Annotated in this window: 18 protein-coding genes and 1 pseudogene; 7 read left to right on the forward strand and 12 right to left on the reverse strand. The window is 57.7% G+C overall.

Going from position 1 to position 17,366, the window contains the following annotated elements; genetic code table 11:
- Window positions 1-71: 71 nt before the first annotated feature.
- Window positions 72-749: a ribonuclease T gene (rnt, locus tag FQ185_RS20890; RefSeq protein ID WP_149419069.1), complete on the reverse strand. Its 678-nt coding sequence runs from the start codon at window positions 747-749 to the stop codon at window positions 72-74.
- Entirely contained in the window at window positions 746-1,792 is a 1,047-nt protein-coding gene (gene pyrC, locus FQ185_RS20895) for a dihydroorotase (protein WP_149419070.1), read from the reverse strand. The genes rnt and pyrC overlap by 4 nt, the downstream gene beginning before the upstream one ends.
- Before the next feature lie 159 nt (window positions 1,793-1,951).
- Between pyrC and FQ185_RS20900 the strand changes: the two genes are divergently transcribed.
- Together FQ185_RS20900 and FQ185_RS20905 are read left to right on the forward strand one after the other, a co-directional pair.
- Complete coding sequence (locus FQ185_RS20900; protein ID WP_149419071.1) at window positions 1,952-2,860, forward strand: OmpA family protein; 909 nt, start codon at window positions 1,952-1,954, stop codon at window positions 2,858-2,860.
- Between the two features lie 129 nt (window positions 2,861-2,989).
- Complete coding sequence (locus tag FQ185_RS20905; protein WP_007898502.1) at window positions 2,990-4,207, forward strand: argininosuccinate synthase; 1,218 nt, start codon at window positions 2,990-2,992, stop codon at window positions 4,205-4,207.
- Between the two features lie 97 nt (window positions 4,208-4,304).
- Here the strand turns inward: FQ185_RS20905 and FQ185_RS20910 are convergent.
- A pseudogene (locus tag FQ185_RS20910) lies at window positions 4,305-4,989 on the reverse strand (hypothetical protein).
- Between the two features lie 568 nt (window positions 4,990-5,557).
- Between FQ185_RS20910 and FQ185_RS20915 the strand changes: the two are divergent.
- Entirely contained in the window at window positions 5,558-6,184 is a 627-nt protein-coding gene (locus FQ185_RS20915) for a response regulator transcription factor (protein ID WP_149419072.1), read from the forward strand.
- 91 nt (window positions 6,185-6,275) lie between these two features.
- Here FQ185_RS20915 and FQ185_RS20920 read toward each other — a convergent pair whose 3' ends face one another.
- From FQ185_RS20920 to metG, 8 genes are all read right to left on the reverse strand, one after another.
- Window positions 6,276-6,455, reverse strand: a complete 180-nt coding sequence (locus tag FQ185_RS20920) for a PA3496 family putative envelope integrity protein (RefSeq protein WP_123410340.1) — start codon at window positions 6,453-6,455, stop codon at window positions 6,276-6,278.
- A 106-nt stretch (window positions 6,456-6,561) separates the two neighbouring features.
- The gene (gene nth, locus FQ185_RS20925) at window positions 6,562-7,200 is read right to left on the reverse strand and encodes an endonuclease III (RefSeq protein WP_149419073.1); all 639 of its coding nucleotides are present in this window, start codon (window positions 7,198-7,200) and stop codon (window positions 6,562-6,564) included.
- Between the two features lie 25 nt (window positions 7,201-7,225).
- Window positions 7,226-7,813, reverse strand: coding sequence for an Rnf-Nqr domain containing protein (locus FQ185_RS20930; RefSeq protein WP_149419074.1), 588 nt, complete (start codon window positions 7,811-7,813; stop codon window positions 7,226-7,228).
- Window positions 7,806-8,417 (reverse strand): RnfABCDGE type electron transport complex subunit G, encoded by a 612-nt coding sequence (locus FQ185_RS20935; RefSeq protein ID WP_149419075.1) that lies wholly within the window; start codon window positions 8,415-8,417, stop codon window positions 7,806-7,808. Before FQ185_RS20935 ends, FQ185_RS20930 begins: the two co-directional genes overlap by 8 nt.
- Window positions 8,414-9,406 carry an RnfABCDGE type electron transport complex subunit D gene (locus FQ185_RS20940; RefSeq protein WP_149419076.1) on the reverse strand — a complete coding sequence of 331 codons (993 nt, stop codon included), beginning with the start codon at window positions 9,404-9,406 and terminating at the stop codon, window positions 8,414-8,416. The genes FQ185_RS20935 and FQ185_RS20940 overlap by 4 nt, the downstream gene beginning before the upstream one ends.
- Window positions 9,393-10,403: an electron transport complex subunit RsxB gene (gene rsxB / locus FQ185_RS20945; RefSeq protein ID WP_149419077.1), complete on the reverse strand. Its 1,011-nt coding sequence runs from the start codon at window positions 10,401-10,403 to the stop codon at window positions 9,393-9,395. The genes FQ185_RS20940 and rsxB overlap by 14 nt, the downstream gene beginning before the upstream one ends.
- The gene (locus tag FQ185_RS20950) at window positions 10,400-10,969 is read right to left on the reverse strand and encodes an Rnf-Nqr domain containing protein (protein WP_149419078.1); all 570 of its coding nucleotides are present in this window, start codon (window positions 10,967-10,969) and stop codon (window positions 10,400-10,402) included. Before FQ185_RS20950 ends, rsxB begins: the two co-directional genes overlap by 4 nt.
- A 129-nt stretch (window positions 10,970-11,098) precedes the next feature.
- Window positions 11,099-13,150 (reverse strand): methionine--tRNA ligase, encoded by a 2,052-nt coding sequence (gene metG / locus FQ185_RS20955; protein ID WP_149419079.1) that lies wholly within the window; start codon window positions 13,148-13,150, stop codon window positions 11,099-11,101.
- Window positions 13,151-13,405: 255 nt separating this feature from the next.
- On the opposite strand from metG, the gene apbC reads away from it, so the two are divergent.
- Window positions 13,406-14,500, forward strand: coding sequence for an iron-sulfur cluster carrier protein ApbC (gene apbC, locus FQ185_RS20960; protein ID WP_149419080.1), 1,095 nt, complete (start codon window positions 13,406-13,408; stop codon window positions 14,498-14,500).
- Between the two features lie 128 nt (window positions 14,501-14,628).
- Here the strand turns inward: apbC and FQ185_RS20965 are convergent, their stop codons facing one another.
- Entirely contained in the window at window positions 14,629-15,387 is a 759-nt protein-coding gene (locus FQ185_RS20965) for an SDR family oxidoreductase (RefSeq protein ID WP_149419081.1), read from the reverse strand.
- Window positions 15,388-15,551: 164 nt separating this feature from the next.
- On the opposite strand from FQ185_RS20965, the gene FQ185_RS20970 reads away from it, so the two are divergent.
- From FQ185_RS20970 to FQ185_RS20980, 3 genes are all read left to right on the forward strand, one after another.
- Complete coding sequence (locus FQ185_RS20970; protein ID WP_149419082.1) at window positions 15,552-16,283, forward strand: HugZ family protein; 732 nt, start codon at window positions 15,552-15,554, stop codon at window positions 16,281-16,283.
- A gap of 66 nt (window positions 16,284-16,349) precedes the next feature.
- Window positions 16,350-16,826 carry an FxsA family protein gene (locus tag FQ185_RS20975; protein WP_149419083.1) on the forward strand — a complete coding sequence of 159 codons (477 nt, stop codon included), beginning with the start codon at window positions 16,350-16,352 and terminating at the stop codon, window positions 16,824-16,826.
- Window positions 16,827-17,071: 245 nt separating this feature from the next.
- The gene (locus FQ185_RS20980) at window positions 17,072-17,365 is read left to right on the forward strand and encodes a co-chaperone GroES (RefSeq protein ID WP_007948593.1); all 294 of its coding nucleotides are present in this window, start codon (window positions 17,072-17,074) and stop codon (window positions 17,363-17,365) included.
- The last annotated feature ends 1 nt before the right edge of the window (window position 17,366 follow it).

Below are 17,366 nucleotides of genomic sequence, written 5' to 3' on the forward strand. Positions count from 1 at the left end.
AAGCGTCAGGCATAAAAAAACCGGCTGCCAAGGCCGGTTTTTTTATGGGCGGGATAAACCAGCGACAAGGCTCAGTCGTTGAAGTCTTCCCAGCCACCCATTTGTTTCCAGCGATTGACGATGCCGCAGAACAGTTCAGCCGTCTTCTCGGTGTCGTAGCGAGCCGAGTGGGCCTCGCGACCATCGAAGTCGATATCGGCTGCCTGACAGGCCTTGGCGAGTACGGTTTGACCGTAAGCCAGCCCAGCGAGTGTTGCGGTGTCGAAACTGGAGAACGGATGAAACGGGTTACGCTTCATGTCCAGACGCGCGACAGCGGCGTTGAGGAAGCCCAAATCGAAGCTGCTGTTGTGCCCGACCAGGATTGCCCGCTTGCAGCCGTTCGCTTTCAACGCCTTGCGGATGCCACGGAAGATATCGGTCAGCGCGGTTTCTTCGCTGACGGCCATTCGCAGTGGGTGATCAAGTTTGATCCCGGTGAACTCCAGGGCTGCCGCTTCGATGTTTGCGCCTACAAAGGGTTCTACGCGAAAAAAGTAGGTGTGATCGGGGTACACAAACCCCTTCTCATCCATGCTGATGGTAGTCGCGGCAATTTCCAGCAAGGCGTCAGTGGCAGAGTTGAAGCCACCGGTTTCAACGTCGACAACAACGGGCAGGTATCCACGGAAGCGAGCTGCCATCGGGTGGCGCGAACCACCTCCGCCGCCTTGACCGTCCTGTTCGTCGTCGAAATGGTCTTCACTCACGCGTGTTCCTCCAGCAGGCGCCAGCGCAGTTTTTCACCGGCGCGCAGCGGGATTACGGTCAGCTCGCCAAATGGCAGGCTGGTTGGGGCGGTCCACTCATCGCGGACCAGGGTGATGCTATCGGTGTTCGCCGGCAGGCCATAGAAGCGCGGCCCGTTAAGACTGGCGAAGGCTTCGAGCTTGTCCAGCGCGTTGCGCTGTTCGAACGCTTCGGCATACATCTCGATCGCCGCATAAGCGGTGTAGCAACCTGCGCAACCGCAAGCGGCTTCTTTGGCGTGCTGGGCGTGGGGGGCCGAGTCGGTGCCGAGGAAGAACTTTTCGCTGCCGCTGGTGGCGGCGTCGAGCAGGGCTTCCTGATGGGTATTGCGCTTGAGAATCGGCAGGCAATAGAAGTGCGGCCGAATCCCGCCCACCAGCATGTGGTTGCGGTTGTACAGCAGGTGATGGGCCGTAATGGTCGCGCCAACGTTGGCCGAAGCCTCATTGACGAACTGCACGGCGTCAGCCGTGGTGATGTGTTCAAACACCACTTTGAGGGTCGGGAAACGCTCGACCACACGACGCAAGTGCTCATCGATGAAGAATTTTTCGCGATCGAACACGTCGACGTCTCCACGGGTAACTTCACCGTGAACCAGCAAGGGCATCCCGATTTCGGCCATGGCCTCAAGTGCAGGGAAGATCTTGTCGACGCTGGTGACGCCAGAGTCCGAGTTGGTGGTCGCGCCGGCCGGGTACAGCTTGGCGGCGTGAACGAAGCCGCTGGCCTTGGCCTCGCGAATTTCTTCAGGCTGGGTGCGATCGGTCAGGTACAGGACCATCAGTGGTTCGAATTGGCTGCCAGCCGGGCGTGCAGCGAGAATCCGCTGGCGATAGCCGTCGGCTTCAGTCGCGTTACGCACCGGAGGTACCAGGTTAGGCATGATGATGGCGCGACCAAAGGTGCGCGCGACATCCGCAACGGTATTGGGCAACACAGCACCATCGCGAAGATGAATATGCCAGTCGTCGGGACGCAGCAGGGTCAGGCGGTCGGACATGAGGGGATTCCAGGCGGGTCAAACTGAGGGGAATGCTACCGGAAAAGACTCTCTCAGGCACTCGCTATCAAGTTTTGCGGGAAGCTTCCGATATCCAACAGGTATGCCGTGAACATGTGTGTGTCGGTCTTTTTGTTGTAGAAGCCAGTGGAGCCTCCCGTGCGCCAGCGTTATTTAGCCTTGCTCAGTGTGTTTGCCAGCCTTCCCGCGATGGCGCTCACTTTCCAGACCCGTCTGGAGAGCATCGAGTGGACGGTCGAAGGGGACAAGTTCGAATGCCGCCTGACTCAACCGGTCACCGATTTTGGTTCGGGTGAATTCGTGCGCCGCGCCGGCGAACAAGCGACGTTTCGTCTGAAGACCTACAACACGATGATCGGCGGCGGTTCGGCGACCTTGCTGGCGGCCGCTGCGCCTTGGCAGCCAGGGCGTGGCGACATCAACCTTGGTTCCGTGCGAATCAGCAGCGGCAATGTGCTGTTCAACAGTTCGCAGGTTCAGGCCGGACGCTTGATCAGCGGCTTGTTGGATGGTCGCAGTCCGGTCGTTCGACATTACTCCGGCGATGGTCGGGTGTCGGAAGTTCGCCTGTTGCCGGTCAAGTTCAGCAAGGCCTTCAACGAATACCAGGGCTGTGTGGCGAAGCTGCTGCCGAAGAACTTCGAACAGGTCAAACAATCCGCGATTGGCTTTCCCGGCGAAGGCATCGATCTGGACGCGCACGCCAAGGCTCAGTTGCAAGTGATGCTGGAATTCATGAAGGCTGATCCGACGGTCAATCACATCGAGCTCGATGGCCACTCCGACAACAGCGGCAACCGATTGACCAATCGTGACCTGTCGCGGCGTCGAGCGTTGGCCGTCATGGAGTTTTTCAAGGCCAATGGTATTCAGGAGTCGCAGATCACCGTGCGCTTCCACGGCGAGCGTTATCCGTTGGCGCCCAACACCAATTCAGCCAATCGGGCTAAGAACCGCCGGGTCAATGTGCACCTCGCGCGGGTCGCGCCCACCGAGAAACCGGCCCCTCAGACCACTGCATCGGCAAGCGCTGCGTCGACCTCCTGATTCCGCCGAAATCGTCGCGCGCTCGACAGAATCTGTCGCTTCGTCGTCATAAGCTGTCGCGCCTCTGTAAATTATTCTGCATGACCGGTAGACTTGACGGCTTTCCGTAGAACCCCGTGGAGTGATGGCATGGCGGACGTAAACAAGGTCGTTCTGGCGTATTCCGGCGGCCTGGACACTTCGGTGATCCTCAAGTGGCTGCAGGATACTTATAACTGTGAAGTCGTGACCTTCACCGCTGACCTGGGTCAGGGCGAAGAGGTCGAACCTGCACGCGCCAAGGCACAGGCCATGGGCGTCAAAGAGATCTACATCGACGACTTGCGCGAAGAGTTCGTGCGCGATTTCGTTTTTCCGATGTTCCGCGCCAACACCGTTTACGAAGGCGAGTACCTGCTGGGTACTTCCATCGCTCGTCCGTTGATCGCCAAACGTCTGATCGAAATCGCCAACGAAACCGGCGCTGACGCTATTTCCCACGGCGCCACAGGCAAGGGTAACGACCAGGTTCGTTTCGAACTGGGCGCCTACGCGTTGAAGCCTGGTGTGAAAGTGATCGCTCCATGGCGCGAATGGGACCTGCTCTCGCGTGAAAAGCTGATGGATTACGCTGAAAAGCACAACATCCCGATCGAGCGTCACGGCAAGAAAAAATCCCCGTACTCGATGGATGCCAACCTGCTGCACATCTCCTATGAAGGCGGCGTGCTGGAAGACACCTGGACCGAGCACGAAGAAGACATGTGGAAATGGACCGTCTCCCCGGAGAAGGCTCCTGACAAAGCGCAATACCTGGAACTGACCTACCGCAACGGCGACATCGTTGCACTGGACGGCGTCGAAATGACCCCGGCCACCGTGCTGGCGACCCTGAACCGTATCGGTGGCGAACACGGTATCGGCCGTCTGGACATCGTGGAAAACCGCTACGTCGGCATGAAGTCCCGTGGCTGCTACGAAACCCCTGGCGGCACCATCATGCTGCGCGCCCACCGTGCGATCGAATCGATCACCCTGGACCGCGAAGTGGCTCACCTCAAAGACGAGTTGATGCCTAAATACGCCAGCCTGATCTACACCGGTTACTGGTGGAGCCCTGAGCGTCTGATGTTGCAACAGATGATCGACGCGTCCCAGGCCCACGTGAACGGCGTTGTGCGCCTGAAACTGTACAAGGGCAACGTGATCGTCACCGGTCGCAAGTCTGACGAGTCGTTGTTCGACGCCAACATCGCAACCTTCGAGGAAGATGGCGGCGCCTACAACCAGGCCGACGCAGCGGGCTTCATCAAGCTCAACGCGTTGCGCATGCGCATTGCGGCGAACAAAGGCCGGAAGCTTTTCTGAGACCTTTGAGACCGTAATAGGATGGGTGGCCTTGTCGCCGACAAAGCCACCCATCTGAAATGGGGTTCACTGCCTGACCTTGCGGTTCAGTGTCCTGTTAATGTCTGTTAATTCCTTCCTGACCGGTTCTCTCTGGTTGATCTTCGAGTGCTACCGACTGCTGCGTATCAGTTGGCAAGTATTGATCTATGATCGTTACACTATGTGAACTCAAATTGTAAGCAATGCAGAAGCCGCTGTGTTTCTTTGCGCGCTTTGAATGTCTAAGTGCACTTTCTCTCAGTAATATCTCCGATTCGACACACGTGACAAATACAATGACGTGCGCAGGTTTCTCACGTTCTTTCTGAATTTTCTCCATCAAGTAGGCGAACTCGACTTTTTCGCTCATCCAGCGTCCATCAATGATGTATAGATCTTTTAATCGCACGGGCAAGCGGACGTAGGCGGATCGCCTCACTCGTTGACGTACGCCGAGGATAACTTTCGGACGACAGCTTGGGTGCGCTGTTTTTCGAGCGTTTGCTGTTATCCATGACTTTTATGAAATGCTTTCCCTTTTCAAAATCGGAAGGTGCATAAAGCGATCGATAGTTAAAGTTGAGCGTGATGAAAAATAGAAAAATCAAATAAAAAGGAAAACTGATCAGGAACCAGATGTAGACCTCTCTTTCCTTATCATCAAGGAAGGGCAGGGCGACGGTAGCCGAGGCTTCAGACAGTGTTGCGAATATAGCGATTACTGTCATGGGGTTGGTGATTTTCTTTTTGAGTTTGGTCATATTTTATACTCATGTAAGTTGGTCTTTTCTCAATGGGTTGATGGGTGTGATTTGAGTGTTTAGTTGTTATGGTAGCTGCATTGATCGCAAATCGGATATATCTGTTTTTCTTTTGTTTAAAGGACGGAGTGGTTTTTTCGGTGTGATGACTCGTGAGTCTTCGTTGATTTGTCATGATCCTTTCATGATTGTTCATTGGAGGTTTTTCGCTGTAAGAATAAGTGGATACTTGATGTGTGATATTTCTGGTATGAATATTGATCAGGAAAATATCGGTTACTTTTAAGCCTCGCCTTATAGTCGACAGCAGTCGGATCACCAGCGCCGAGTCTTGTTATTCCGCTTTTCTGGTTGTAAATCGATACAAAACTGTTGAAAAATCAAATGCCGGTGATTGGAAAAATCATCCCGATGCATTGTGATGGACGAGTTTTTGTAAGACTAATCCGCGTTATTTGTAGGGAATGTCTCTCGGTGCGGGTGGCCGGGGGGGGCGGCATGCCATAGGTGAAACGACTAGGCTATTGTGCGGGCTCTAAAAATTCGAACAGCGAAATTGGACTTGCCCATGAATAAAGTGCTGATCGTGGATGATCACCCCGTCATTCGTCTTGCGGTACGTATGCTGATGGAGCGTCATGGCTACGAAGTCATTGCAGAGACAGATAATGGCGTGGATGCATTGCAACTTGCCCGTGAACATATGCCGGATATTATTATTCTGGATATTGGAATACCGAAACTGGATGGGCTGGAAGTCATTGCGCGTCTGACATCGACAGCGCTGCCAATGAAAGTACTGATATTGACGTCCCAGGCACCTGGGCATTTTTCCATGCGTTGCATGCAATCGGGTGCCGCCGGATATGTTTGTAAACAACAGGACCTCACTGAATTGCTCAGTGCAATAAAGGCTGTGTTGTCAGGCTACAGTTACTTCCCGAATCAAGCTTTGCATACCGTACGTTCCAGCTTGGGGAACGCGAGTGAATCCGATATGGTGGATCGTCTGTCGGGGCGGGAAATGATGGTTTTGCAACAACTGGCCCGAGGCAAGACCAATAAAGAAATTGCGGACGGAATGTTCCTCAGCAATAAGACAGTCAGCACCTACAAGACTCGCCTGTTGTTGAAACTCAATGCTCGTTCCTTGGTCGATCTGATCGAGTTGGCTCAGCGCAACGGGTTGGTGTGACTGACTCAGCCTTCAGCAGGCGCGATGAATGAGCGTTCATCAAGGGTTGAGCACTTAGTAAAAAGCCTCCGTTTCGGGAGGCTTTTAGGTGTCATAAGTCAAAATCGTAATCGGCCAATTGCTTTTGCAGTCGGCGCTCCTCCAGCAGATTGTCGATGGTGCGGCGTTTACTCAGGTTGGTCTTCGCCACTTCAGCCACCGGTTCAGCGTCATCGGCCTCAACGGGGGTGAAGTCGTCTTCTACGTCCAATTGCTCTTTGCCAGTACTCATTTTGTTACTCCAGGCTAAGACTGCCTTTGGCGCTCCTTATATCGACATTCTCCCGGCGGGTAAAAAAGATTTTTTCAATCGATAAATCAAAAATCCTAATAGTGCCTCAATCGTCCGAGGTCTTTTGCTTGTACTCGCATAAATCCTCAATCCGGCAACTGCCGCAGCGAGGCTTGCGAGCCAGGCAAACGTAGCGTCCATGGAGGATCAGCCAATGATGGGAATCAAGCAGATACTCCTTGGGTACGAACTTCATCAGTTTTTTTTCCACCTCGACCACATTCTTGCCCGGGGCAATGCCGGTACGGTTGCTGACCCGGAAAATGTGCGTGTCCACGGCCATGGTCAGCTGACGGAATGCGGTATTGAGCACCACGTTGGCGGTCTTGCGGCCGACGCCAGGTAACGCTTCCAGTTCCTCGCGGGTCTGAGGTACTTCGCCTCCATGGCGCTCTACCAGCAAGCGGCAAGTCTCGATCACGTTTTTCGCTTTGCTGTTGAACAGTCCGATGGTCTTGATGTACGCCGACAGTCCCTCGACGCCCAGCGCATGAATCGCCGCTGGGGTATTGGCCACCGGGTAAAGTTTGGCAGTGGCCTTGTTGACGCCGACATCGGTCGACTGTGCCGAGAGAATGACGGCGATCAGCAACTCGAACGGCGAGGAATAGGCCAGTTCGGTCTTCGGTTCCGGGTTGTCTTCGTGAAACCTGCGGAAAATTTCCAGGCGTTTTGCAGCATTCATGGGCAGTGCGTTTCCTCAGAAGCGGTCAGTGTGAGGGCGTTGGGCGGCGCCAGGCCTGCCAGGCGGCGATCAGCAGTCCCAGCAGAATGAATCCGCCAGGGGCCAGGGTGGCCAGTCGCAAGCCGCCATCGGCGGTCAGCACCCAGCCTTGCCAATCTGCTTGCGTCGCGCCAGCCAGCCATGGCAGGTGGCTGCCGAGAGTGCCGCTGCCGATCAACTCGCGCAGCAGACCCATGCCCACCATCAACGCGCCGAACAAGCCACACAGACGCAGACGATCACGCCATGTGTCCTGGAAAAAACCAGTGTGTTCCAGCACGACGCATTGCAAGGCGATCAATCCCGCATAGAACCCCAAATGTTGGTGCCATGGCAGCGACCAGGCTTGTATGGCAAGTTCTGCACAGCTGTTCAGCGTGGCCGCCAGCAGCACGCCGGCGAGCAAGTGTGTCGCCGGGACCAGTCGGGATCGCAACGCGCCCATGCTCACGCCAAAGGCACTGATCACCACGATGAACATCAGCCACAGCCCGAGCGCGATGGCCAACGAGTTCGTGGCACCGATCAACGGTGCAAGCATCAGTGAGTTCTGCAGGGACGATGACTTATTCATGGGCGCTGCTCCCGACAAGCTGTTGCTCATGTTCATCGAAGTAACGCAATGAATCATGGAGGGCGTTGATCACCGCTCTTGAGGTGATGGTCGCTCCTGCCATCTGATCGAATTGCCCCTGATCCTTTTTCAAGGCCCAGCCACTGTCGGCGGGTTCGGTTGCGGACTTGCCGGAAAAGACCTGAAGCCAGGTATTGGGCCAGTCAGCGAGTTTACCGCCGAGCCCCGGGGTTTCCGATTGTCTGAGGGTTTTGACACCCAGCAACTTGCCGTTCGCATCAATGGCGATCAGCAACTCGATGGAGCCTGCATAGCCCACGGCCTGGCTGCGCAACAACACGGCGGAGGGTTGCCCTGCTCTGGTTGCCCGATAGCCACCGAGCAGCGTGCTGTTGGGCAAAGCGACGTTGTCGAGGTTGAGCGGCTGTTCCAGCGGCTGATTGTCGTAACTGTCAGGGGGGAGCAGGTCCAGCAGGTTGCGACTGTCGATCAGGCGTTGTTCGGCCGCAATACGCGGCGCGCTGGCGTGCTGCGCGAGGTAAGTTGCGCCAATCCCCACGCTCGCCAGTAACACCACAATCACAACGCTCGACGTTCGGTTCATGGCGCAACCCGTTCCTGCCTGGACACGACGAGCCGTTCCAGCGCTGGCACACAGAGGTTCATCAGCAGCACGGCAAATGCCACACCGTCCGGATAACCGCCCCAGGTGCGAATCAAATAGGTCAGCAGCCCAACCCCCGCGCCGAACAGCAGTCGGGCACCAGGGCTCTTCGCCCCGGACACCGGCTCCGTGACGATGAAGAAAGCACCCAGCATGCTGGCACCGGTGAACAGATGAAACAGCGGCGAGCCATGGGAGTCGGAGCCCGAACCGTTCCAGCACAGCAGGCTGATGACGAACAGGCTGGCGAGCATGCCGACCGGTGCGTGCCAGCTGAACACCCCTCGTTGCAGCAGAAACGCGCCGCCCGCCAGGAAGGCCAGGTTTACCCATTCCACGCCTCGGCCGCCGTAATGGCCGAACGCCGGGTTGCCGGCGAAGAGTTCGTCCATGGTCAGGCTTTTGTTGATCCGCAGACTGTCCAGCGCCGTGGCCTGGACCCAGGCATCCGGGGTCTGGTCGAGACTGAATCCGAACACCTGCTGCAAACCACCGAGCAGGTCCATGCCGTGTGACGACGGCCAGTGAGTCATCTGTTGGGGAAAGGTCACCATCACCAGGGCGAAACCGAGCATTGCCGGGTTGAAGGGGTTCTTGCCGACGCCGCCATACAGGTGCTTGCCGAACACCATCGCGAACGCCGCAGCACAGACGGTCAGCCACCATGGGCAGTAAGGCGGCAAGGCCATTGCCAGCAGCGTCGCGCTGACCAGCGCACTGCCATCGCTCAAGGTCGGCTTGAGCGCTCGCTTGCGCAGCTGCAACACGGCCGCTTCAACGGCCAGTGCGGTCACGCTCGCCAGAATCAGATTGATCAATACACCCCAGCCGTACAGCCAGAAAAACGCCAGTATTCCCGGCACGGTGGCCAGCAATACCAGCTTCATGGCTTGCTGAAGGCGTTCGTCGACTGATTCAAGGGGTGACATAGGCATTCACCTGATGCTCGGCTTCAGTCACCGCAAGTTCTAAGGCTTCGATTTGCTCAGCCGGGGCTTCGCGGGCTTGGGCTTTCTTGAGTTCGGCACGGCGCATGGCCAATTGGATCTTTGTCTTATTCAGCTGTGCATTTTTTGCCGGAGCGACGGGCGCCGGGGCTGGCGGTGCGCTGTTTTCCAACTGTGCCAAGGCTTGTTCGGCCACTTCGAACTGCTGTTGCAGCACGATCAGTTGCGACTGCTGTTCGAAAGTCGGTGGATGCCCGAAAGCCTTGAGCGATTTGTTCAATTGCGCGCGGCTCATCGCCAGATCGATCTTGGCTTTTTTCAATGCTGCGTCGGCGTTGGTTGCCTTCTGCACGCGGACCCGCTCAAGGGCGGCCTGAACCGGGTCGAGCGTCGCCACTTCACTGTGCTGCACAGTGCGTTGAGCGCGGGCCTGGCGCTCAGCGAGTTTGTGTTCTTCTTCACGCTGCAGGCGGGCGTTGCGTTGTTCGAAGCGGCGCCGTGCATGGTTACGCTTGACCGCCCGGGCTCGCTGTTCTTCAAGGCTTGCTGCCAGGCCACCGACAATCGGCACCACCGTGGCCAGCGGTAACGGGCGCATCTCGATGCAATCCACCGGGCAGGGCGCCACGCACAGGTCGCAACCGGTGCATTCATCGAAGATCACCGTGTGCATCAATTTCGCTGCACCGACGATGGCGTCAACCGGGCAAGCCTGGATGCACTTGGTGCAACCGATGCACTCGGCTTCACGAATATAGGCAATCTGCGCCGGGGCCGAACCGCGACTGGCGTCCAGTTCCAGCACCGGCACTTTCAGCAGTTCGGCCAGCGCCGAGATGGTTTCGCTGCCGCCCGGTGGGCACTTGTTGATCGGCTCACCGTCGGCAATGCCTTCAGCGTACGGCTTGCATCCGGGGTGGCCGCATTTGCCGCATTGAGTCTGCGGCAGGAGGGCGTCGATGCGTTGAATCAGACTCATGTTGTGATCAGTCCGCTGAATCCGAGAAAGGCCACCGCGATCAGGCCGGCGCCAATCAGGTCGATCGGCAGGCCACGAAAGGGCAGTGGTACATCATTATCGAGTGTGCGTTGGCGCAAGTCGCTGAACAGACTCAGCACCAGCCAGAAGCCCAGCCCGGAACCGAGGCCCAGGGCTGTGGCATGAAAGAATCCTTTGTCGTCCTGAGTGTTGAGCAACACCAGCCCAAGTACGCCGGCATTGCCCAGCAGCAGCGGCCAGAGTCCCTCGAACGAAAGCTTCGCAAATATCCGTGAAAGCAGCTTCAGCAACGGGCCGATCAGCAGAACGCTCAGTGGCAGGAACACGAACAGGCGCAGCGCCGTCAGTTCCAGCGGCATCAGCAGCCAATGGTAGGCCGAGTACCCGAGTATGCCGACGATCAGCATCAGGCAAGTCGTTGCAATGCCCAGCGCATGAACCTGACCGCGCTCGCTGCCCAGCAATGGATCGACGCCCAGCGGCCAGTGCAACACGAGGTTGTTGATCAGGGCTGTGCTGATAAGCGTAAGAAGCAGTTCGGTCATGGTCGTGCCGGCAAGAGGAGGCCTGTCTAACAAGGTTAGGCATTATCCGGCAAGGACGGAGGGTGGGCCAGACATGAAAATCCCACAGTCGCGCGAGGCACGATTGTGGGATTGTTTTAACGCGAAAACCTACTTGATGCGCTGACCAGGCTTGGCGCCGCTGTCGGGGCTGAGCAGGTAGATTTCTTCACCGCCAGGGCCGGCGGCCATCACCATGCCTTCGGAGATGCCGAATTTCATTTTTCGTGGTTTGAGGTTGGCGATCATCATGGTCAGGCGACCATCGAGCTTGGACGGATCCGGATAAGCGCTCTTGATGCCGGAGAACACGTTGCGTTGCTCGTCACCGATGTCCAGTGTCAGGCGCAACAGCTTGTCGGCACCTTCCACGTGTTCAGCCTTGACGATCAGCGCAACGCGCAAGTCGACAGCGGCAAAGGCATCGAACTCGATCTCTGGCGACAGCGGATCCTTGGCCAGTTCACCGTTGCCGGCAGGCACAGCGTCGCCGGTGTCGGTTGCGCTGGCGGTCAGGTCTTCTTTCGAGGCGTCGGTCATGGCTTGCACTTTTACCGGGTCGATGCGAGTCATCAACGGTTTGAACTCGTTCAGTTGATGGTTGCTGAGCAAAGTCGCGTGGTCATTCCAGGTCAGCGGCGCGACGTTCAGGAACGCCTCGGCGTCGGCGGCCAGCAGCGGCAGTACCGGTTTGAGGAAGATCACCAGTTGGCGGAACAGGTTGATACCCAGGGCGCAGATCGCCTGGACTTCTTCCTGCTTGCCTTCCTGTTTGTTCAGCGACCACGGTGCCTTGTCGGCGATCCAGGCGTTGGCACGATCGGCCAGACCCATGATCTCGCGCATGGCGCGGGCAAAGTCGCGAGCCTCGTAGGCTTCGGCGATGCTCGGTGCTGCCGCCAGGAACGCTTCGGTCAGCTCTGGCGCGGCATTGCCCGCCACCAGCACACCGGCGTTGCCTTTATGAATGAAACCGGCGCAACGGCTGGCGATGTTGACGACTTTGCCGACCAGGTCGGAGTTGACCTTCTGCACGAAGTCTTCGAGGTTCAGGTCCAGATCGTCGACCCCACGGCCCAGTTTGGCCGCGTAGTAGTAACGCAGGTATTCCGGCGACAGGTGGTCCAGGTAGGTCCGGGCCTTGATGAAAGTGCCGCGGGACTTGGACATCTTCTGACCGTTGACGGTCAGGTAACCATGCACGTTGATGCCGGTCGGCTTGCGCAAACCCGCGCCTTCGAGCATCGCTGGCCAGAACAGGGCGTGGAAGTTGACGATGTCCTTGCCGATGAAGTGGTACAGCTCGGCGGTGGAGTCTTTGTTCCAGAACGCATCGAAATCCAGCTCCGGCTTGCGGTCGCACAGGTTCTTGAAACTCGCCATGTAGCCGATCGGCGCGTCGAGCCAGACGTAGAAGTATTTACCAGGCTCGCCTGGAATCTCGAAACCGAAATACGGCGCATCGCGGGAGATGTCCCACTGTTGCAGGCCCGCATCCAGCCATTCGGCGATCTTGTTGGCGACTGCGTCTTGCAGGGTGCCGCTGCGGGTCCAGGTTTGCAGCATTTCCTGGAAGTCCGGCAGTTTGAAGAAGAAGTGCTGGGAATCCTTGAGCACCGGAGTGGCGCCAGAGATCGCCGACTTCGGATCCTTCAGGTCGGTCGGCGCGTAGGTCGCACCGCATTTTTCGCAGTTGTCGCCGTACTGGTCTTCGGTGCCGCATTTCGGGCAGGTGCCCTTGATGAAGCGGTCGGCCAGGAACATTTTCTTTTCCGGGTCGAAATACTGAGTGATCGAGCGCGTGGCGATGTGCCCGGCGTCGCGCAGCTTCAGGTAGATCTGGCTCGACAGCTCACGGTTTTCTTCGGCGTGAGTGGAGTGGAAGTTGTCGAAGTCCACCAGGAACTCGGCAAAGTCGGCGCTATGTTCAGCCTGCACGTTGGCGATCAGTTGTTCCGGGGTGATGCCTTCTTTTTCCGCGCGCAGCATGATGGCCGAACCGTGGGCGTCGTCGGCGCAGACATAAATGCATTGATTGCCGCGGTGCTTCTGGAAGCGCACCCACATATCGGTCTGGATATATTCCAGCATGTGGCCAAGATGGATCGAACCATTGGCATAGGGCAGGGCGCTGGTGACGAGGATCTTGCGTGGCTCGGACATGGGGCTCGGCTACTTGATGAAACGGAGGTCGGCCACTATAAAGCGCCGGCGCATATTTTTCACCCCGTGAGGTTGTTTCCTCCGATGATCGAATCGGTGGTGCCGCCGAAAGATCGCAGCCTTCGGTGCTCCTACAGGTTCGGCGTTATCCCTGTAGGAGCTGCCGAAGGCTGCGATCTTTTGGGCATCCCCCCAAAACCATCAGAACAGGTACGATACCCGCCTGATTTTCCAGTCTTGCTATCGGAGTTGCCCATGAGCGCCGTCAATCGCGCAGCGGTGGAAGCCGTCCTTCGCCAATACACCGACCCTTATCTGAACCAGGACCCGGTCAGCGCCGGGTGCGTACGCAGCATCGACATTCAGGGTGATCGCGTCAGCGTCCAGCTGGAGCTGGGTTACGCCGCCGGTCTGTTCAAGAGTGGCTGGGCGCAGTTGTTGCAAATGGCCATTGAAGGGCTGGACGGCGTGACCGTCGCCCGCGTCGAGATCACCAGTGTCATTGCCGCGCATAAGGCTCAAGCGCAGATCCCGGGCCTGGCCAACGTCAAGAACGTAGTGGCCGTAGCGTCCGGCAAGGGCGGTGTGGGCAAATCCACCACCGCCGCCAACCTCGCGTTGGCCCTGGCCCGCGAAGGCGCCAAGGTCGGGATTCTCGACGCGGACATCTACGGTCCGAGCCAAGGCATCATGTTTGGAATTCCCGAAGGCACTCGACCCAAGGTCAAGGATCAGAAATGGTTCGTGCCGATCGAGTCCCATGGTGTCGAAGTCATGTCCATGGCGTTCCTGACCGATGACAACACGCCGATGGTCTGGCGCGGGCCGATGGTCTCCGGTGCGCTGTTGCAACTGGTCACGCAGACCGCCTGGGGCGACCTGGATTACCTGGTCATCGACATGCCGCCAGGCACCGGTGATATCCAGCTGACCCTGGCGCAGAAAGTTCCGGTGGCCGGTGCGGTGATCGTCACCACCCCGCAAGACCTTGCACTGCTGGACGCCCGCAAGGGCGTGGAGATGTTCCGCAAGGTCAACATTCCGGTACTGGGTGTCGTGGAAAACATGGCCGTGCACATCTGCTCCAACTGCGGGCATGCCGAGCATCTGTTCGGTGAGGGGGGCGGTGTGAAACTGGCCAACCAGTACGGGGTTGAACTGCTGGCTTCGTTGCCACTGGCGATGGCCATCCGCGAGCAGGCCGATGGCGGCAAACCAACGGTGGTTGCCGAGCCGGACAGCCCGATTGCGCTGGTTTACCAGGAACTCGCCCGCCATGTCGGCGCGCGGATCGTGTTGCAGGAAGCGGTATCGCCGGCCATGCCGAACATCACCATCAGCGACGATTGATATCCTTCGGATAACACGCTGAACCTGTGTGCGAGCTTGCTCGCGATGAGGGTGTCACATTCACCATAGATGGTGACTGACGCACCGCTATCGCGAGCAAGCTCGCTTCCACAGTTGTTGTGTGTGCGCTAGACGCGTAACCCGCCATCCAGCTCCAGAATCCGACCAGTGTAATAGTCGTTCTCGAAGATATAGGCCGCCGAATGGGCGATCTCATCCGGCTTGCCCATGCGCTTGAGCGGAATTCCTGAAGTCATTTTTTCCAGCGCTTCGGGCTTCATGCCCAAGGTCATTTCGGTTTCGATGAAGCCCGGCGCAATGGCCGCCACACGGATGCCATAGCGTGCCAGTTCCTTGGCCCAGGTCACGGTCGCCGCAGCCACACCCGCCTTGGCGGCGGAGTAGTTGGTCTGGCCGACGTTGCCAGCGCGGGAGATCGACGAGATATTGATGATCGCGCCGCTGTTGTTCAGTTCGATCATTTTCGCTGCGACTTCACGGGTGCACAGGAACACGCCGGTCAGGTTGACGTCGATGACCGCCTGCCACTGGGCCAGGCTCATCTTCGTCATTTCGCCGTCCTTGACCTTGATCAGCAGCGCGTCGCGCAGGATCCCGGCGTTGTTGATCAAACCATGGATCGCGCCGAAATCTTCGGCCACCTGGGCAACCATGTGCGTCACTTGCTCTTCATTGGCGACGTTGCACAGGTAGGCGCGGGCTTCGACACCCTTTGCCTTGCAGGCGGCGACGGTGTCGTCGAGCTTTTCCTGGTTCAGATCGACCAGCGCCAGCTTCGCGCCTTTTCCGGCGAAATACTCGGCCATGGAACGGCCCAAACCCTGGCAACCGCCAGTAATAATGATTACTTTGTCAGTGAGTTGCATTCGCATGCCCCAATAGCAGGTCAGAGTGGTTTCCTTCTACAGGGCCTCTCGATCTGCACCTGATGTGGCCTGGTTGCACCGAGAACTGCCCCAATGGCGTTCCTGGAACTTATCCCCAGGCGCCTGTCCGTTTTTTCGACGGATTCTATATAAGGAGTCATAAATTGAGCGTTGAAGCGGCCAAGAATGCCCGAGAATTGCTTCTCAAGGAATACCGTGGAGTCCTCTCGACTCACTCCAAGGCGATGCGCGGTTTCCCGTTTGGCTCCGTGGTTCCGTACTGCCTGGACGAGCAGGGCCGGCCGCTGATCCTGATCAGCCGCATCGCCCAGCACACTCATAACCTGCAAAAAGATCCGAAATGCTCTCTGTTTGTGGGCGAGCGTGGGGCCGAAGACGTGCAAGCCGTTGGTCGTCTGACGTACCTCGCCGAAGCAGAAAAGCTTGAAGATGAGGCTGCCATCGAAGCGGCGGCCGAGCGTTACTACCGCTATTTTCCTGAGTCGCAGAGCTACCACAAGGCTCACGATTTCGATTTCTGGGTGCTCAAACCGGTGCGCCACCGTTACATCGGCGGTTTCGGGGCGATTCATTGGGTCGATCAGCTGACCCTGGCCAACCCGTTCGCCGGTAAAGCCGAAATCAGCATGGTCGAACACATGAATGCTGATCACGCCAAAGCCATCGCCCACTACGTCGAATTGGCCGGTCTGCCGAAAACCGAGCCGGCGCAATTGGCGGGTATCGACACTGAAGGCATGCACCTGCGCATTGGCCAGGGGCTTTACTGGCTGCCGTTTCAAGCGCCGTGTAATACGCCGACACAAGTGCGCGAAGCCTTGGTTTTTCTGGCTCACGCGGAGCAATGGCCGAAAAATGAAGTGGCCGACGCTTGAATTCACGAAACGGCGACGTCATCTAGGGAAGACTGGCAAGGCATTCTTGCGTTGAGGAACCATTTGATGCGCCCTTTTTTATTGCTCTTTGTACTGTTTCCGGTGTTGGAGCTGTTCGTATTCGTCAAGGTGAGCGGGGCGATCGGGTTTTTCCCGGCCTTGCTGCTGGTCATTCTCGGCTCGATGCTCGGCGTGTTCGTGCTGCGCATCGCTGGTCTGGCAACTGCGCTACGTGCTCGTGAAAGCCTGAACCGCGGCGAACTGCCGGCCCAGACCATGCTTGAAGGCTTGATGCTGGCCCTGGCGGGCGGCTTGTTGATTCTGCCGGGCTTCGTCACCGACGTGCTGGGTCTGATCATGCTGCTGCCGATTTCTCGTCGTCTGCTGGCCAATAAAATGCGCCAGCGCGCCGAAGAGGCGGCGATCCGTCAGCGTGCGTTCGCCGATGATCTTCAGCCCCGTGGCGGTCCCGCCCCACGTCAGCCGCTGGGCCGCGAGCCCGACGTGATCGAAGGCGAGTTCGAACACCGCGATACCAAGTAATCCGCTTCACCGCACGGCACCTTCGGGTGCCGTGTCGTTTTCGGGGAATCAATGTAAAAAATTTCGATCCCCGCCCTTGTAATCAGCTTGTGCGCCCTTATGTAACGGTCACCGCAAGGTTTCTGGCAATCACGCCAGACAGACTTCCGCGTCTCGCTTGTCGAGGCGCACCCGGCACCGCCGGATTTGTTAAACCCGCCGGGAATACACCGGCCGATGAAAACCACAATTAGGAGAGATCGACAATGAAGCTTCGTCCTCTGCATGACCGCGTCGTCGTCCGTCGCAGCGAAGAAGAAAAGAAAACCGCTGGCGGTATCGTTCTGCCAGGTTCGGCTGCTGAAAAGCCAAACCAGGGTGAAGTCCTCGCTGTAGGCCCAGGCAAAGTGCTGGACAACGGTGAAGTGCGTGCACTGTCCGTGAAAGTGGGTGACAAGGTTGTTTTCGGCCCGTACTCCGGCAGCAACACTGTGAAAGTCGACGGCGAAGACCTGTTGGTAATTGGCGAGAGCGAAATCCTCGCCGTTGTCGAAGGCTGAT

This window comes from Pseudomonas sp. ANT_H12B (assembly GCF_008369325.1).
GTDB lineage: Bacteria > Pseudomonadota > Gammaproteobacteria > Pseudomonadales > Pseudomonadaceae > Aquipseudomonas.

Coding starts and splice junctions, on each gene's coding strand:
- pyrC (WP_149419070.1), bottom strand. CDS start 1,792: ATGTCCGACCGCCTGACCCTGCTGCGTCCCGACGACTGGCATATTCAT.
- FQ185_RS20905 (WP_007898502.1), top strand. CDS start 2,990: ATGGCGGACGTAAACAAGGTCGTTCTGGCGTATTCCGGCGGCCTGGAC.
- FQ185_RS20915 (WP_149419072.1), top strand. CDS start 5,558: ATGAATAAAGTGCTGATCGTGGATGATCACCCCGTCATTCGTCTTGCG.
- FQ185_RS20920 (WP_123410340.1), bottom strand. CDS start 6,455: ATGAGTACTGGCAAAGAGCAATTGGACGTAGAAGACGACTTCACCCCC.
- nth (WP_149419073.1), bottom strand. CDS start 7,200: ATGAATGCTGCAAAACGCCTGGAAATTTTCCGCAGGTTTCACGAAGAC.
- FQ185_RS20930 (WP_149419074.1), bottom strand. CDS start 7,813: ATGAATAAGTCATCGTCCCTGCAGAACTCACTGATGCTTGCACCGTTG.
- FQ185_RS20935 (WP_149419075.1), bottom strand. CDS start 8,417: ATGAACCGAACGTCGAGCGTTGTGATTGTGGTGTTACTGGCGAGCGTG.
- FQ185_RS20940 (WP_149419076.1), bottom strand. CDS start 9,406: ATGTCACCCCTTGAATCAGTCGACGAACGCCTTCAGCAAGCCATGAAG.
- rsxB (WP_149419077.1), bottom strand. CDS start 10,403: ATGAGTCTGATTCAACGCATCGACGCCCTCCTGCCGCAGACTCAATGC.
- FQ185_RS20950 (WP_149419078.1), bottom strand. CDS start 10,969: ATGACCGAACTGCTTCTTACGCTTATCAGCACAGCCCTGATCAACAAC.
- metG (WP_149419079.1), bottom strand. CDS start 13,150: ATGTCCGAGCCACGCAAGATCCTCGTCACCAGCGCCCTGCCCTATGCC.
- apbC (WP_149419080.1), top strand. CDS start 13,406: ATGAGCGCCGTCAATCGCGCAGCGGTGGAAGCCGTCCTTCGCCAATAC.
- FQ185_RS20965 (WP_149419081.1), bottom strand. CDS start 15,387: ATGCAACTCACTGACAAAGTAATCATTATTACTGGCGGTTGCCAGGGT.
- FQ185_RS20975 (WP_149419083.1), top strand. CDS start 16,350: ATGCGCCCTTTTTTATTGCTCTTTGTACTGTTTCCGGTGTTGGAGCTG.
- FQ185_RS20980 (WP_007948593.1), top strand. CDS start 17,072: ATGAAGCTTCGTCCTCTGCATGACCGCGTCGTCGTCCGTCGCAGCGAA.